Annotated in this window: 13 protein-coding genes; 8 read left to right on the top strand and 5 right to left on the bottom strand. The window is 62.4% G+C overall.

Annotated elements, in window-relative coordinates; all coding sequences use genetic code 11:
- Positions 1-16: 16 nt before the first annotated feature.
- From CAY82_RS05585 to CAY82_RS05600, 4 genes are all read left to right on the top strand, one after another.
- Positions 17-1351 carry a carbohydrate porin gene (locus CAY82_RS05585; RefSeq protein ID WP_087500297.1) on the top strand — a complete coding sequence of 445 codons (1335 nt, stop codon included), beginning with the start codon at positions 17-19 and terminating at the stop codon, positions 1349-1351.
- A 30-nt stretch (positions 1352-1381) separates the two neighbouring features.
- Positions 1382-3793: a glucose/quinate/shikimate family membrane-bound PQQ-dependent dehydrogenase gene (locus tag CAY82_RS05590; protein WP_087500298.1), complete on the top strand. Its 2412-nt coding sequence runs from the start codon at positions 1382-1384 to the stop codon at positions 3791-3793.
- Between the two features lie 217 nt (positions 3794-4010).
- Entirely contained in the window at positions 4011-6431 is a 2421-nt protein-coding gene (lon, locus tag CAY82_RS05595) for an endopeptidase La (protein ID WP_087500299.1), read from the top strand.
- Between the two features lie 170 nt (positions 6432-6601).
- Positions 6602-6994, top strand: coding sequence for a protease inhibitor I42 family protein (locus tag CAY82_RS05600; RefSeq protein WP_087500300.1), 393 nt, complete (start codon positions 6602-6604; stop codon positions 6992-6994).
- Here the strand turns inward: CAY82_RS05600 and CAY82_RS05605 are convergent.
- Positions 6991-7944 carry an alpha-xenorhabdolysin family binary toxin subunit B gene (locus tag CAY82_RS05605; protein WP_256576227.1) on the bottom strand — a complete coding sequence of 318 codons (954 nt, stop codon included), beginning with the start codon at positions 7942-7944 and terminating at the stop codon, positions 6991-6993. The genes CAY82_RS05600 and CAY82_RS05605 overlap by 4 nt on opposite strands.
- On the bottom strand, positions 7937-9130 hold the full coding sequence (locus CAY82_RS05610) for an alpha-xenorhabdolysin family binary toxin subunit A (protein ID WP_170931029.1): 1194 nt from the start codon (positions 9128-9130) through the stop codon (positions 7937-7939). Before CAY82_RS05610 ends, CAY82_RS05605 begins: the two co-directional genes overlap by 8 nt.
- A gap of 211 nt (positions 9131-9341) precedes the next feature.
- Here CAY82_RS05610 and cmoA point away from each other — a divergent pair, with 211 nt between their 5' ends.
- Both cmoA and cmoB read left to right on the top strand, forming a co-directional pair.
- Positions 9342-10085 (top strand): carboxy-S-adenosyl-L-methionine synthase CmoA, encoded by a 744-nt coding sequence (gene cmoA, locus CAY82_RS05615; protein WP_087500536.1) that lies wholly within the window; start codon positions 9342-9344, stop codon positions 10083-10085.
- Complete coding sequence (cmoB, locus tag CAY82_RS05620) at positions 10082-11038, top strand: tRNA 5-methoxyuridine(34)/uridine 5-oxyacetic acid(34) synthase CmoB (protein WP_087500301.1); 957 nt, start codon at positions 10082-10084, stop codon at positions 11036-11038. Before cmoA ends, cmoB begins: the two co-directional genes overlap by 4 nt.
- 70 nt (positions 11039-11108) lie before the next feature.
- Here cmoB and CAY82_RS05625 read toward each other — a convergent pair whose 3' ends face one another.
- Positions 11109-11312, bottom strand: a complete 204-nt coding sequence (locus CAY82_RS05625) for a hypothetical protein (protein WP_003258490.1) — start codon at positions 11310-11312, stop codon at positions 11109-11111.
- 348 nt (positions 11313-11660) lie between these two features.
- Here CAY82_RS05625 and CAY82_RS05630 point away from each other — a divergent pair, with 348 nt between their 5' ends.
- Positions 11661-12335 (top strand): heavy metal response regulator transcription factor, encoded by a 675-nt coding sequence (locus tag CAY82_RS05630; RefSeq protein WP_087500302.1) that lies wholly within the window; start codon positions 11661-11663, stop codon positions 12333-12335.
- Complete coding sequence (locus CAY82_RS05635) at positions 12332-13714, top strand: heavy metal sensor histidine kinase (RefSeq protein ID WP_087500303.1); 1383 nt, start codon at positions 12332-12334, stop codon at positions 13712-13714. The genes CAY82_RS05630 and CAY82_RS05635 overlap by 4 nt, the downstream gene beginning before the upstream one ends.
- A gap of 126 nt (positions 13715-13840) precedes the next feature.
- On the opposite strand, the gene pdxJ is transcribed toward CAY82_RS05635, so the two are convergent.
- Both pdxJ and recO read right to left on the bottom strand, forming a co-directional pair.
- Positions 13841-14581, bottom strand: a complete 741-nt coding sequence (pdxJ, locus tag CAY82_RS05640) for a pyridoxine 5'-phosphate synthase (protein WP_087500304.1) — start codon at positions 14579-14581, stop codon at positions 13841-13843.
- A 43-nt stretch (positions 14582-14624) separates the two neighbouring features.
- Entirely contained in the window at positions 14625-15308 is a 684-nt protein-coding gene (gene recO / locus CAY82_RS05645) for a DNA repair protein RecO (RefSeq protein WP_087500305.1), read from the bottom strand.
- Positions 15309-15420 lie beyond the last annotated feature (112 nt).

A 15420-nucleotide genomic window follows, 5' to 3' on the forward strand; every position in this document is an offset into this window, starting at 1 on the left:
AAGATAGCGCTATCTCATGCTCCAACTGCCCAAAACCTGTTACATCGGCCTTGCCTTCAGTGCCCTGGCGACCTCCACCAGTGCCAGCGAGATGTTCGCCAGCGACTCCCCATGGATGCTCGGCGACTGGGGTGGCACCCGCAGCGAACTGCTTGAAAAAGGCTACGACTTCACCCTCGGCTACACCGGCGAAATGGGCAGCAACCTGCACGGTGGCTACGACCACGACCGCACCGCGCGCTACAGCGACCAGTTCACCTTCGGTAGCCACCTGGACCTGGAGAAGATCCTCGGCTGGCATGACACCGAATTCAAGCTGACCATCACCGAGCGCCACGGCGACAATATCAGCAACGACCGCATCAACGACCCGCGTGTTGGCGGCTTCACCTCTGCCCAGGAGGTCTGGGGCCGTGGCGAAACCTGGCGGCTGACGCAGATGTGGATCAAGCAGAAGTACTTCGATGGTGCACTGGACGTGAAATTCGGCCGCTTCGGTGAAGGCGAAGACTTCAACAGCTTCCCCTGCGACTTCCAGAACCTGGCCTTCTGCGGCTCGCAGGTAGGCAACTGGGTAGGTGGCATCTGGTACAACTGGCCGGTCAGCCAGTGGGCCCTGCGCGTGCGCTACAACCTCAGCGAAGCGCTCTACGCCCAGGTCGGCGTGTTCGAGCAGAACCCCTCCAACCTGGAGTCGGGCAACGGCTTCAAGCTCAGCGGCAGCGGCACCCAAGGCGCGGTAATGCCGGTCGAACTGGTGTGGAGCCCACGGGTCAATGGCCTGAAGGGGGAATATCGTGCCGGCTACTACTACAGTAATGCCAAGGCACAGGATGTTCTCAAGGACAGCAACGGGCAGCCGGCAGCCCTCAGCGGCGCCGCCTACCGCAGCAGTTCGAGCAAGCACGGCTTGTGGCTCGGCGCCCAGCAGCAGGTGACTTCGCTGGCGTCCGACCAGTCGCGTGGCCTGAGCCTGTTCGCCAACGCCACGGTGCACGACAAGAAGACCAATGCCATCGACAACTATGTGCAGGCAGGACTGGTATACAAAGGGCCCTTCGACGCCCGCGCCAAGGACGACATCGGTTTCGCCCTGGCCCGCGTGCACGTCAACCCTGCCTATCGCAAGAACGCACGCCTGGCCAACCAGGCCGCCGGCATCGACGACTACGACAACCCCGGTTTCCTGCCGGTGCAGGACACCGAGTACAGCGCCGAGCTGTACTACGGCATCCACCTGGCCGACTGGCTCACGGTACGCCCCAACCTGCAGTACATCCGCCACCCCGGCGGGGTGTCGCAGGTCGATAGTGCCCTGATCGGCGGCCTGAAGATCCAGAGCAGTTTCTAACCCCCTTTTTGACCTGACGGAGAACCTACGATGAGCACTGAAAGTGCCAACAATGGAAGCCGCTGGCTACCGCGCCTGATCGGCGCGCTGCTGTTGCTGATGGGCCTGGCCCTGCTGGCCGGCGGCATCAAGCTGAGCCAGCTGGGCGGATCGCTGTACTACCTGATCGCCGGTATCGGCTTTGCCCTGTCGGGCATCCTGCTGCTGGCCCAGCGTCGCATCGCCCTGGGCCTGTACGGCCTGGTACTACTGGGCAGCACGGTGTGGGCCCTGCTCGAAGTGGGCCTGGACTGGTGGCAACTGGTGCCGCGCCTGGCCATCTGGTTTGCCATCGGCGTGCTCCTGCTGCTGCCCTGGGCACGTCGCCCGCTGATCGGCCCGGCCAGCAAGGCCAACACTGCGCTGCTCAGCATTGCAGTGGTCGCATCGGGTGCTTGCGCGCTGGGCAGCCAGTTCACCCACCCCGGTGAAGTGTTCGGCGAACTGGGCCGCGACAGTAGCGAAATGGCCAGCACCGCCCCGGCCATGCCCGACGGCGAATGGCAGGCCTACGGCCGCACCGAGCACGGCGACCGCTATTCTCCGCTGCGTCAGATCACCCCGCAGAACGCCTACCGCCTGGAAGAGGCCTGGCGCATCCGCACCGGTGACCTGCCGACCGAAAACGACCCGGTGGAACTGACCAACCAGAACACCCCGCTGAAGGTCAACGGCATGCTCTATGCCTGCACTGCACACAGCCGCTTGCTGGCCCTGGACCCGGACACCGGCGCGGAAATCTGGCGCTATGACCCACAGGTCAAGAGCCCGGTCGGCACCTTCAAGGGCTTTGCCCACATGACTTGCCGCGGCGTTTCGTACTATGACGAAAACCGCTACGTCAGCCGCGATGGCAGCCCGGCACCGAAAATTACCGACGCCGGCCTGGCCGTGGCCCAGGCCTGCCCGCGCCGCCTCTACCTGCCGACTGCGGACGCCCGCCTGATCGCCATCAACGCCGACAACGGCAAGGTCTGCGAAGGCTTCGCCAACCAAGGCGTGATCGACCTCACCACCGGCATCGGCCCGTTCACCGCTGGCGGCTACTACTCCACCTCGCCCGCCGCCGTCACCCGTGACCTGGTCATCATCGGTGGCCATGTCACCGACAACGAGTCGACCAACGAGCCGTCCGGCGTGATCCGAGCGTATGACGTGCACGACGGGCACCTGGTGTGGAACTGGGACAGCAACAACCCGGACGACACCCAGCCACTGGCACCCGGCAAGATGTACAGCCGCAACTCGGCCAACATGTGGTCTATCGCCAGCGTCGACGAAGACCTCGGCATGATCTATCTGCCACTGGGCAACCAGACCCCGGACCAGTGGGGCGCCGATCGCACCCCGGGTGCAGAGAAGTACAGCGCAGGCGTGGTCGCCCTGGACCTGGCCACCGGCAAGGCCCGCTGGAACTACCAGTTCACCCACCACGACCTGTGGGACATGGACGTCGGCAGCCAGCCGACCCTGGTCCACCTGAAGACCAACGACGGCGTGAAACCGGCAATCATCGTGCCGACCAAGCAAGGCAGCCTGTACGTGCTCGACCGCCGCGACGGCACACCGATCGTGCCGATCCGCGAAATCCCCACTCCTCAAGGTGCGGTGAAGGGCGATCACACCTCGCCGACCCAGGCCCGCTCCGACCTGAACCTGCTTGGCCCTGAGCTGACCGAACAGGCCATGTGGGGCGCCACGCCGTTCGACCAGATGCTGTGCCGCATCCAGTTCCGCGAGCTGCGTTACGAAGGCCAGTACACCCCGCCGTCCGAGCAAGGTTCGCTGGTCTATCCGGGTAACGTCGGTGTGTTCAACTGGGGCAGCGTGTCGGTCGACCCGGTGCGCCAACTGCTGTTCACCTCGCCCAACTACATGGCCTTCGTATCGAAGATGATCCCGCGTGAGCAGGTGGCCGAAGGTAGCAAGCGCGAAAGCGAGACCAGCGGTGTGCAGCCGAACACCGGCGCGCCGTACGCAGTGACCATGCACCCGTTCATGTCGCCACTGGGCGTACCGTGCCAGGCCCCGGCCTGGGGCTATGTCGCCGCCATCGACCTGTTCACCAACAAGGTAGTGTGGAAGCACAAGAATGGCACCACCCGCGACAGTACCCCAGTGCCGATCGGCCTGCCGGTTGGCGTGCCGAGCATGGGCGGCTCGATCGTCACTGCCGGTGGCGTCGGCTTCCTCAGTGGCACCCTGGACCAGTACCTGCGCGCCTATGACGTGAACAACGGCAAGGAACTGTGGAAAGCCCGCCTGCCAGCGGGTGGCCAGGCCACGCCGATGAGCTATACCGGCAAGGATGGCAAGCAGTACGTGCTGGTGACTGCCGGCGGGCATGGCTCGCTGGGCACCAGGATGGGCGACTACATCATCGCCTACAAGCTGGCTGAGTAATCCTGCGATGCGGCAGTGGACCTGCTGCCGCATTCGCGGGTAAACCTGCTCCCACAGGTACGGCGTTGTGCCCAAGGTCGGCGCCGTACCTGTGAGAGCGGGTTCACCCACGAAGAGGCCGGTACAGGCATCACTCCTCTCTGCACCCTTCATCTACCATTGAAACCCATCTCCCCCCGCCCCATCTAAGCACCATAGTCATTTACGCAGGTGCCCCATGACCGACCAGCAGGATTTCCCGGAACATCCCGACGAACACAGCGAAGTCGAGCACACCACCCACCAGGCCGAAGCCGGCCACGCGCTTGCCTTGCCCGGCCAGCAGTTGCCGGACAAGGTCTACGTGATCCCGATTCACAATCGTCCGTTCTTCCCGGCCCAGGTGCTACCGGTCATCGTCAATGAGGACCCCTGGACAGAAACCCTCGACCTGGTTGCCAAGTCGCCAGACCACTGCCTGGCCCTGTTCTTCATGGACACCCCGCCAGAAGACCACCGCCACTTCGATACCTCGGCGCTGCCACAGTACGGCACGCTGGTGAAGGTGCACCACGCCAGCCGCGAAAACGGCAAGCTGCAGTTCGTCGCCCAGGGCCTGACCCGGGTACGCATCCGTACCTGGCTCAAGCATCACCGCCCGCCGTACCTGGTCGAGGTCGAGTACCCGCATCAGCCCGCCGAGCCGACCGACGAGGTCAAGGCCTACGGCATGGCGCTGATCAACGCGATCAAGGAGCTGCTGCCACTCAACCCGCTGTACAGCGAAGAGCTGAAGAACTACCTCAACCGCTTCAGCCCCAATGACCCGTCGCCGCTCACAGACTTCGCCGCCGCTCTCACCTCGGCCACTGGCAGCCAGTTGCAGGAAGTGCTCGACTGCGTGCCCATGCTCAAGCGCATGGAAAAGGTCCTGCCGATGCTGCGCAAAGAGGTGGAAGTCGCGCGCCTGCAGAACGAAATCTCGGCCGAGGTCAACCGGCAGATAGGCGAGCACCAGCGCGAGTTCTTCCTCAAGGAACAGCTCAAGGTCATCCAGCAGGAGCTGGGTCTGACCAAGGACGACCGCAGCGCCGACCTCGAGCAGTTCGAGCAGCGCCTCGAAGGCAAGACCCTGCCGGACCAGGCGCGCAAGCGCATCGATGAAGAGATGGGCAAGCTGGCCATCCTCGAAACCGGCTCGCCCGAGTACGCCGTCACCCGCAACTACCTGGACTGGGCCACTGCCCTGCCCTGGGGCGTGTACGGCAAGGACAAGCTCGACCTCAAGCACGCGCGCAAAATCCTCGACCAGCACCACGCTGGCCTCGACGACATCAAGGAGCGCATTCTCGAATTCCTTGCCGTGGGCGCGTGGAAAGGCGAGATCAGCGGCTCTATCGTGCTGCTGGTGGGGCCGCCTGGGGTAGGCAAGACCAGCATCGGCAAGTCCATCGCCGAATCGCTGGGGCGGCCGTTCTACCGCTTCAGCGTCGGCGGCATGCGTGACGAAGCCGAGATCAAAGGCCACCGTCGCACCTACATCGGCGCCCAACCCGGCAAGCTGGTGCAGGCCCTTAAGGACGTCGAAGTGATGAACCCGGTGATCATGCTCGACGAGATCGACAAGATGGGCCAGAGCTACCAGGGTGACCCGGCTTCAGCACTGCTGGAAACCCTCGATCCGGAGCAGAACGTCGACTTCCTCGACCACTACCTCGACCTGCGCCTGGACCTGTCCAAGGTGCTGTTCGTGTGCACCGCCAACACTCTGGACTCGATCCCCGGGCCATTGCTCGACCGCATGGAAGTGATCCGCCTGTCCGGCTACATCACCGAAGAGAAACTGGCCATCGCCAAGCGCCACCTGTGGCCCAAGCAGTTGGAAAAGGCCGGCGTGGCCAAGACCAGCCTCGGCATCAGCGACAGTGCCCTGCGCGCGGTAATCGAAGGCTATGCCCGCGAAGCCGGGGTACGCCAGCTGGAAAAGCAACTGGGCAAGCTGGTTCGCAAGGCCGTGGTCAAGCTGCTGGACAACCCCGATGCCAAGCTGAGGATCGGCACCAAGGACCTGGAGGCCGCGCTCGGCATACCGGTGTTCCGCAGCGAGCAGGTACTGGCCGGCAAAGGCGTCATCACCGGCCTGGCCTGGACCAGCATGGGCGGCGCAACGCTACCGATCGAAGCCACCCGCATCCACACCCTCAACCGCGGCTTCAAGCTGACTGGCAAGCTGGGTGAGGTGATGAAAGAGTCGGCCGAGATTGCCTACAGCTACGTCAGCTCCAACCTCAAGCAGTTTGGGGGGGATCCTGGTTTCTTCAACGAAGCGTTCATTCACCTGCACGTGCCCGAAGGCGCTACGCCCAAGGACGGCCCGAGTGCCGGTATCACCATGGCCAGTGCCCTGCTGTCGCTGGCCCGTGACCAGGCGCCGAAGAAGGGCGTGGCCATGACCGGCGAGCTGACCCTGACCGGGCAAGTACTGCCGATTGGTGGTGTGCGCGAGAAAGTGATTGCGGCGCGGCGGCAGAAGATCTTCGAGCTGATCTTGCCGGAGCCTAACCGTGGGGACTACGAAGAACTGCCGGACTACCTGCGCGAAGGCCTGACCGTGCATTTCGCCAAGCGCTTTGCCGACGTGGCCAAAGTCCTGTTCTAACCAGCACCGGCCTCTTTGCGGGTAAACCCGCTCCCACAGGGATAGCGCAGGGCCTGAGCCCGGTGAGATACCCTTGGGAGCGGGTTTACCCGCGAAAGGGCCGGCACAGGCAACACAAATCTCCTCGATCATCGGTTATCCTCAGGCCATCGTCAGCCTCCGGAGCCAACATGACCGCCCCTCGTCTGCTCGTTCCCCTGAGCCTCGCCCTGATTTCTGCCTGTGCCCAACAGCCCACACAACCCGTAGAACTGGACGCCGAAAGCGAATGCCCGACGCGCCTGCAGGTTGGTCAGGTGCTCACCCTGACCCTGCCCAGCAACCCGTCCACGGGCTACCGCTGGCGCATCGAAAACCCCGCCTCCAATGTATTGCGCAGCCTTGGCCCGGAGGTGTACAGCGCTCCCGAGGACGAGGACGTAGTCGGCAGCGCCGGCGCCTCCACCTGGCGCTACGAGGCCAGCAGCACCGGCAATGCCCAGTTGGTACTGGTCTACCAGCAGCCTTGGGCCACAGATATCGCCCCCGTGCAAACATTCGACTGCAAGATCATCGTCCGCTAAAGGCTGTAGCTCCGGTCATAGGCAACCTGCACGGCCACAAGGTAGGCATAGAGGTCGCTCAGCGCGATTGTAGCGGCCTCATGGCCCATCATTGCAGACAGCCTTCCGGCTTGGGTCTGCCACTCTCGCTCCACTTTGCGAAGTTCCTGCAGCCATTCATCCTTGAGTGGCTCCAGCCCGGACAATGCATGGATTGCCTTCATTTCCTTCTGGGTAGCCTGCAGTAACAGCTGTACCTGAGCCTGGTCGCCGACCGTTTCCCCGATTTTCACATCGAGCCTGGAGCGCGCCTTGCTCAAGTCAGCGAATGTCTTGGCCCCCTCCAGCATATCGATGTGGCCGGTCAGCCTGTGTGTCACGGCCTTGAGCAGTTCGGTGTCGATTTTCGGATCACTGATTACCCCAAAGATCCGCTCGATGTCAGCTTCGGTCGGTATAAGGCCCTTCAATGCACTGGCAATCGACGGTTTTTCAAACAGTTCGATAGCCTGTACGATATCCGCCCGTTGTTGCCGCAGATGCATCAAGCGACGTTCGAATTCCGCCACTTGGTTGCCCAGCAGGGTGGCTCGGCTCTCGAGCGTTGCGACCTGTTCTTTCAGGGCAGACAAAGAAAAAAGCTCCAGCCTCAAGTTCTGCCTTACCAAGAGCGAATGCTGCTGGTTCAACCGGGCAATCACATTGGCGAGCCTGTCGTCGGTAGTTGCCCCTTGCGCAAGCGGGGGAAACGTCCGATCTTCCAGTAGCACGATGCCGCCGACCAGGCTCTCCTCGAACGCACGCTCAACGCTCACCAGCAACGCACGCAAATCTGCCAATTGCTCGCGTGCCGCGGGCAGGACGTTCATGTCCCAAGTATTGATCAACAGGAATATCTGCCCCTGCACTTTTTGCATGGTTATAAAATCCGGAATGATCAACGCGACCCTGGTTACGTCCATGTCAGGCATCCTCGTACTCCTCGATCAGTTCGTTGAACAAACCCGACAGCGTGTGGCAAATACTGCCTATCTTGGCCCATGGTTTGATAACTTCGGAAAAGTCATGGACAAAGGATTCAAGCTGATTGATATCGGCCAGCTCTTTTGACTCGTTGACCGAACTCTCGGCATACGAAGCCAGGAACAACCAGACATCCGCCAGCCGCTTGGTGGCCACCGACAAGTCCTTGCACCTGAACTCGAGGTCCCGGACCAGTGTTCTTACCCGTTCCAGGTCCTTGCGAGCGGGCTCCAGTTGCACAAGCGCACGTGCCAGTTCATTGCGCTGGCCGATCAGCGCGTTCTTGGCCGCGCGAATCTGTTCCGCCTTGACCCCGAACACACCACCGGTCACCAGCAACCCCACCGGGCCCAATACCAGGCCGGTAAAGGCGTAACCCACATTGGCGTCATACTCGGACTTCAGCTGGTCGATCTGCTCATCCCAACGGTCGAGTTGCTGGCGTTTCTCCAATACATCGTTACCAGCAAGTTTTTCATCGAAGTGCTTCAACAAACGCGCCATGCGCGGCTTCAGTTCAACCCTGATTTCACGGTTGAACCAGCTGGCCCGGACATCGACATCGCCAATGCACCGTCGGGTATATTCGATTTCCCTGATCAGTCCATTCATGCCACTACCAAGCACAGCCGTGATCTGTTCACGCTCTTCGTCAGTCAGGTCATGGTTGTAGACATCCGCGCCACGCTCGGCCTTGCGTCGCTTGATCTGCTGGAAAACCTCGCTGCGCTCGAGGTTGTCCAGCAAGGCACCGCCACGTTGCACCAGCGTGTCGGCGAACAGTTCTATCTCCGGCCCCAATTGCTTGATACTGCGCTCAAGCTTGTCCCATTCAGCAACATGTCGGTGCAGGGCTATATACAAGTTATGCACCAGCGATGCATCGATCCCCATGGCATCGTAATTTACATCCTGTTCTATCTCAGTCCGGGTACGCGGCAAGTGCGTCACGGTGTTGGCGTACTGCTTTATTACTTTCAGGTTTTCCGCAGTCAACAGGCTACCCACCTGCTGACCACTGTTGAGACGATTGCCAATAAAAGCAAAATAGCGCTCTGGTAATACCTTGGCCTTAACCGCCAGATCGATTTCCTCAATGGGCAATCCTTCCTGCTCAGGCATAACATTCATCATTCAACCATGACCTTGTCCGTAGAGTTTTAGTTTGTAAACGCCTATAAAAGTCCCACACCCTGAAACTTTGATAAATTCACTTCGCTAACTTAAGTTCGTAGGAAAGTTCACTAATTTAGGAATGAACGCCCTGACCCTGAAGCGCTGCCATGGCAAGAATCGCGGCCTTTGGCTAAAATGCGCATCCGTTTCACCCTGTATCGAGCCCGCCGTGAGCAAACAACCCGACCGCCTTTTCGCCCAGCCCCTGGAGCAAGTGCCCGACTTCGTCTTCAACGAGGATGTGGTGCGTGTGTTCCCGGACATGATCAAGCGCTCGGTACCGGGCTACCCGACCATCGTCGAGAACCTCGGCGTGCTGGCCGCACGCTTCGCCCAACCGCACACCGCGCTGTACGACCTTGGCGCGTCGCTGGGCGCCGTCACCCAGTCGCTGCGCCGCCATGTGCGCAGCGACGGCTGCCGGGTGATCGCCGTGGACAACTCCGCAGCAATGGTCGAGCGTTGCCGCCAGTACCTCACCGCCCAGGACTCGATGTTCCAGGAACTGCTACCGGTGCAGGTGCTGGAGGCCGACATCCTGGCCTTGCCCTTCGAGCCCGCCTCGGTGGTGGCGATGAACTTCACCCTGCAGTTCATCGCCCCCGACCAGCGCCTGGAACTGCTCGGCCGCATCAGACAAGCGCTGTTGCCCGGTGGCGCACTGATCCTCTCGGAAAAACTGCGCTTCGCCGATGCTGAACAGCAGGACCTGCTCAATGAACTGCACCTGGACTTCAAACGTGCCAATGGCTACAGCGAACTGGAAATTGCCCAGAAGCGCAGCGCCATCGAGAACGTGATGCGGCCCGACACCCTCGAAGCCCATCAGGCGCGCCTGCGCGCTGCCGGTTTCTCGAAGGTGGTGCCTTGGTTCCAATGCCTTAACTTCGCCTCGTTGATAGCCCTGCCATGATCGATCTGTCCCCCCTCGTCCGCCGCCTGGCGGGCACGCCCCTGGCTTCCTGGTCGCAAGGCCTGCAAGCGCAACTGGAAGCCAAGCTGGAGAAGGGTCACGGTGACCTCGACCGCTGGCGCGGCGCACTGGAGGCCCTGCCCGCCCTGCAGCCAAGCGAAATCGACCTGGTCAACGGGCTGCGCCTGGATTGCGACTGCGACGACGCCACCCGTGCACAGATGCGCCAGGCACTGATGGGCCTGTCGCCCTGGCGCAAAGGGCCGTTCGACCTGTTCGGCGTGCATGTGGACACCGAATGGCGTTCGGACTGGAAGTGGTCCCGGGTTGGCCCGCACCTGAACCTCAAGGGCAAGCGCGTGCTCGATGTGGGCTGCGGCAACGGCTACTACCAGTGGCGCATGCTCGGAGCCGGCGCCGACATGGTGATTGGCGTCGACCCCAACTGGCTGTTCTTCTGCCAGTTCCAGGCTGTCCAGCAATACCTGCCCGAGCTGCCCGCCTGGCACCTGCCATTCGCCCTGGAAGATCTGCCGGCCAACCTCGAAGGTTTCGACACGGTGTTTTCCATGGGTGTGTTCTATCACCGCCGCTCACCCATCGAGCACTTGCTGGCGCTCAAGGACTGCTTGGTCAAAGGCGGTGAACTGGTGCTGGAAACCCTAGTGATCGAGGGTGACGAAAACCAGGTGCTGGTACCTGAGGACCGCTATGCGCAGATGCGCAACGTCTGGTACCTGCCGTCGGTACCGGCCCTGGAGCGCTGGTTGCGCCGTGCCGGTTTCAGCGATGTACGTTGCGTCGATGTAAGCGTGACCAGCGTCGAGGAACAACGCAGCACCGAGTGGATGCGCTACCAGTCACTGGGCGACTTCCTTGACCCGAACGACCATAGCAAGACAATCGAAGGCCTGCCGGCCCCACGCCGCGCCACCCTGCTGGCGCGCAAATAAAAAAATGCGCCCGGACGGGCGCATGAATACACCTGCGCCGAGGAGCTGTCGCGGCGCATGTGCTGTTACCTCAGTCCTTGGCCAACTCGCGGGCCTTCTCCTGTGCTTTGCGCTCACGCTCGGCAACGGCCTGTTGCTTGTCGCCGTACAGGCGCTGTTGGTCTTCGCGGAACGCTTGCCAGAATTGCTTCGAACGTTCCGCACCGCCCTCGGCGTAAACACTGGCACTGCCCAGGGCAAGGGTGGCCAACAGCAGGAATTTGGTCAGGTTCATCGTGGTTGCCTCGTGATAACCGATCAGACAGGGCCATCCTAGCGAGGGCTAGCTAACGGCAAGGTGAGGCGGGGATTACAGTCTTGCAATGTGGCCCTGTGTTGTCTGTGCTGGCCTCTTCGCGGGTAAACCCCTCCCACAGGAACTGCACAGATTTCAGCGTCTGTGAAGATCCTGAGGGAGCGGGTTTACCGTCGAAGGGGCCGGAACAGGCAGCCAGATAACAGCAGCATTACAAATCCGTTATCTGCACCGCAGGCCCATTCTCATGCCGTAACATCCTGCCCCTTGACCCTGATGCCCCTACAGGGTCGAGAATCGCCCCCCGTCATCACACCGAGCCCACCCATGCGCCTATTGATCATCGAGGACGAACTGCGTACCGCCGACTACCTCCAGCAGGGCCTGCGCGAAAACGGCTACGTGGTCGACTGCGCCCACACCGGCACCGATGGCCTGCACCTGGCCCGCCAGCAGTCATACGACCTGGTCATCCTCGACGTCAACCTGCCCGAACTCGATGGCTGGACCGTGCTGCAGCGGCTGCGCGCCGAATCGGCCACGCGCATCATGATGCTCACCGCCCACGGTCGCCTGGCCGACCGGGTAAAGGGCCTGGACATGGGTGCCGACGACTACCTGCTCAAACCCTTCGAGTTCCCGGAACTGCTGGCCCGCATCCGCAGCCTGCTGCGCCGCAACGACCAGCAACTGCAGCCCAGCACTCTGCGCGTCGCCGATCTGGAGCTGGACCCCGGCCGCCACCGCGCCTACCGCGCCGGGCAGCGTATCGACCTGACCGCCAAGGAATTCGCCCTGCTTCACCTGTTGATGCGCCAGACCGGCGAGGTGCTGTCGCGCACCCAGATCATCTCGCTGGTGTGGGACATGAACTTCGACTGCGACACCAATGTGGTCGAGGTTTCGATCCGGCGCCTGCGGGCAAAGATCGACGACCCGTTCGACAACAAACTGATCCATACCCTGCGTGGCGTCGGCTACGTGCTCGAGGCACGCTTTTGAAAAACGCCAGCCTGTCACTACGCCTGGGCCTTGGCGTGACACTGATGGGCGCCGCACTGGTGCTGCTGCTAGCCTGCCTGGCCGTGTTCGCTCTCGATCACGAACTGGACAGCCGCGCACGCAAGGACCTGGCGCGCAAGATGCTGCAGGTCGAACACAACCTGCGCGTAGACCTGCGTAGCGAAGACCTGGGCAGCCGCGCCCATCCCTTGCTCGACTTGGTGATGGGGCACGACAACCTCAGCCTCAGTGTGCTGGCCATCGAGGGCCGCCACCCGCACCTGCTCAGCCTCGGGCCAGCGCTGGAATCGCGGGTCGGCGAACTGCGCACCGATGCCCGCCTGGCCTTTCATGCATGGCGCGACAGCAATGGCAACCAGATACTCACCGTGACCCGGCTTATGCGCCTGCGCGACGACACCCCGGTCAAGGTGATGATGTCGCTCAACCGCGCCGACGATAACGCCCTGCTGCAGGCCTACCTGCACTCCACCTTGCTCGCACTGCCGTTGCTGTTACTGCTGATCGGTGCCGGCGCCTGGTGGCTGATGCAACGTGGCCTGAAGCCACTGCGGCACTTCCGGCGCATCGCCGGGCAGGTGTCAGCCCAGGACCTGCAACATCGCCTGCCCGCGACCGGCCTGCCGCTGGAGCTGGCAGAGCTGGCCAGCAGCATCAACGTGATGCTCGATCGACTCGATCAAGGCGTCAGCCAGCTGTCGCAGTTTTCCGACGATCTGGCCCATGAACTGCGCACACCGCTGAGCAACCTGATGGGCAAGGCGCAAGTGACCCTGGCCCGTGAACGGGACAACACGAATTACCGGGAAGTGCTGGAAGACAGCATCGAAGAACTGACCCGGCTCAACCGCATCATCAATGACATGCTGTTTCTCGCCCAGGTCAGCCAGCCTCAAACCCAGGTGGTGCTGAAACCCATGGCATTGGCCGACGAGACTGCGCGGGTTGTCGAACTGTTCACGTTCAGTGCCGAACTGAAAGACGTTGAGCTGCGTGTTCAGGGCTGGGGGACGGCATTGGGGGATCGGCTGATGTTTCAACGGGCGTTGTCGAACCTGTTGAGCAATGCCATTCGGCACTGCCCCGGTGGCAAGCCTGTGGAGTTGCGCATCGAGCGCCTGGGTAGCGAAATTCAGCTTTCGGTGGAAAACCAGGGGCCTGGTATTGCTGAAGAGCACCAGTCGCGCTTGTTCGAGCGGTTTTACCGGGTGGGCTCGGGGCGCTCGCGGCTGGAGGGTGGGACCGGGTTGGGGCTGGCGATCGTGAAATCGATCATGCAGTTGCATGGCGGGCGGGTCGAGGTTAGCAGCAGCCCCTTGGGGCCTACCCGGTTTACCCTGGTGTTTCCTACCGATTGATCGGCTGCCTGTGCCGGCCTCTTCGCGGGTAAACCCGCTCCCACAGGTACCCTACAGGCCTGAGGCTTGTGCGATCCCTGTGGGAGCGGGTTTACCCGCGAAGAGGCCGGCACAGGCGACCAATGATTAGCGCGACGCGGCCACGATCAGCGCCTTCATCTCGGCCACTGCGGCCTTGAAGCCGACGAACAGCGCATGCGCCACCAGCGCATGGCCGATGTTCAGCTCATTGATGCCCTTGATCGCCGCCACCGCCTCGACGTTGTGGTAATGCAAGCCGTGGCCGGCATTGACGATCAGCCCCTGCCCCACGCCAAACGCCACACCATCGACGATACGCTTGAGTTCCTCGGCCACTTCGGTCGGGGTTTCGGCATCGGCGTAACGCCCGGTGTGCAGCTCGATGGCCGGAGCGCCAACCCGGCGCGACGCCTCGATCTGCCGTTCGTCGGCATCGATGAACAACGACACTTCGGCACCGATACGCGACAGGCGTTCAACCGCCGCCTTGATCCGTGCCTCCTGGCCCGCCACGTCCAGGCCACCTTCGGTGGTCAGTTCCTGACGGGTTTCAGGTACCAGGCAGATATGCGCCGGGCGAATCTTCTCGGCAAAGGCCATCATTTCTTCGGTGACGCCCATCTCGAAGTTCATGCGGGTCTGCAGCACGTCCTTGAGCAGCACCACGTCACGCTCCTGGATGTGCCGGCGGTCTTCACGCAGGTGTACGGTAATGCCATCGGCGCCTGCTTCCTCGGCATCCAGGGCAGCCTTGACCGGATCAGGGTAGCGCGTGCCCCGGGCCTGGCGCAGGGTCGCCACGTGGTCGATGTTTACGCCAAGAAGCATGCGGTTGCTGTGAGTCACGAAAGGCTCTCCTGAAGATTGAGCCACACAGCATACGTCGTGATCAGCGCTTGCGAAACAGTTCCCGGCTGACCAGCGGTTTTGCCCCCAGATGAACCGCCAGTGCCTGGCGCATCAGGCGCTTGGCAGCGAGCAAAGCTCCTGGGGCATCCCAGTCGGCTTCGGCCAGGGCCAGCAGTTCGGTGCCGCGGAACAACCCAGGTTGCACCAGCTCGACCCGCTCCAGGCCGGCATCCACACGCAAGCGGTACAGGCCGTCGGCCACCATCGGCTGGTCATTGACGTCGTGGTGCAACGAAAACGCATAACCGAGCTCATCCAGCAGCCGCCATTCGAAAGAGCGCAGCAGCGGCTCCAGCGGGCGACCGGCGGCCAGGGCCTGCAAGGTCAGGGTGTAGTGCTCGAACAGCGCCGGGAAAGGCGCTTCGGCGGGCAGCAGGCGCATGAGCAGTTCGTTGAGGTACAACCCGCTGAACAGGGCATCGCCATGCAGCCAGGCGGCGATGCCGGCGCTGTCCATCCGCCCGACATTCTTCAGCTCGCCACGCCCGCGCAGCTCCAGCTCCAGCGGGACGAACGGCCGCACCAGGCTGCCACCCTTGCCACGCGCACGGCGCAACACCGCGCGCATGCGGCCCTGCGGGGTGAAGAAGTCCACCAGCGCGCTGGTTTCCTTGTAGGCACGGCTGTGCAGCACGTAGGCTGGCTGGCCGACAGGTTGTTCCATAAACGCTCTCTAAAAGCCCCAGACAACTGTGGGAGCGGGTTTACCCGCGAATGCGATGGTGAACCCACTGACGCATTCGCGGGTAAACCCGCTCCCACAGAGTAACCTGAGC

It is taken from the genome of Pseudomonas sp. SID14000, assembly GCF_002165135.1.
GTDB lineage: Bacteria > Pseudomonadota > Gammaproteobacteria > Pseudomonadales > Pseudomonadaceae > Aquipseudomonas.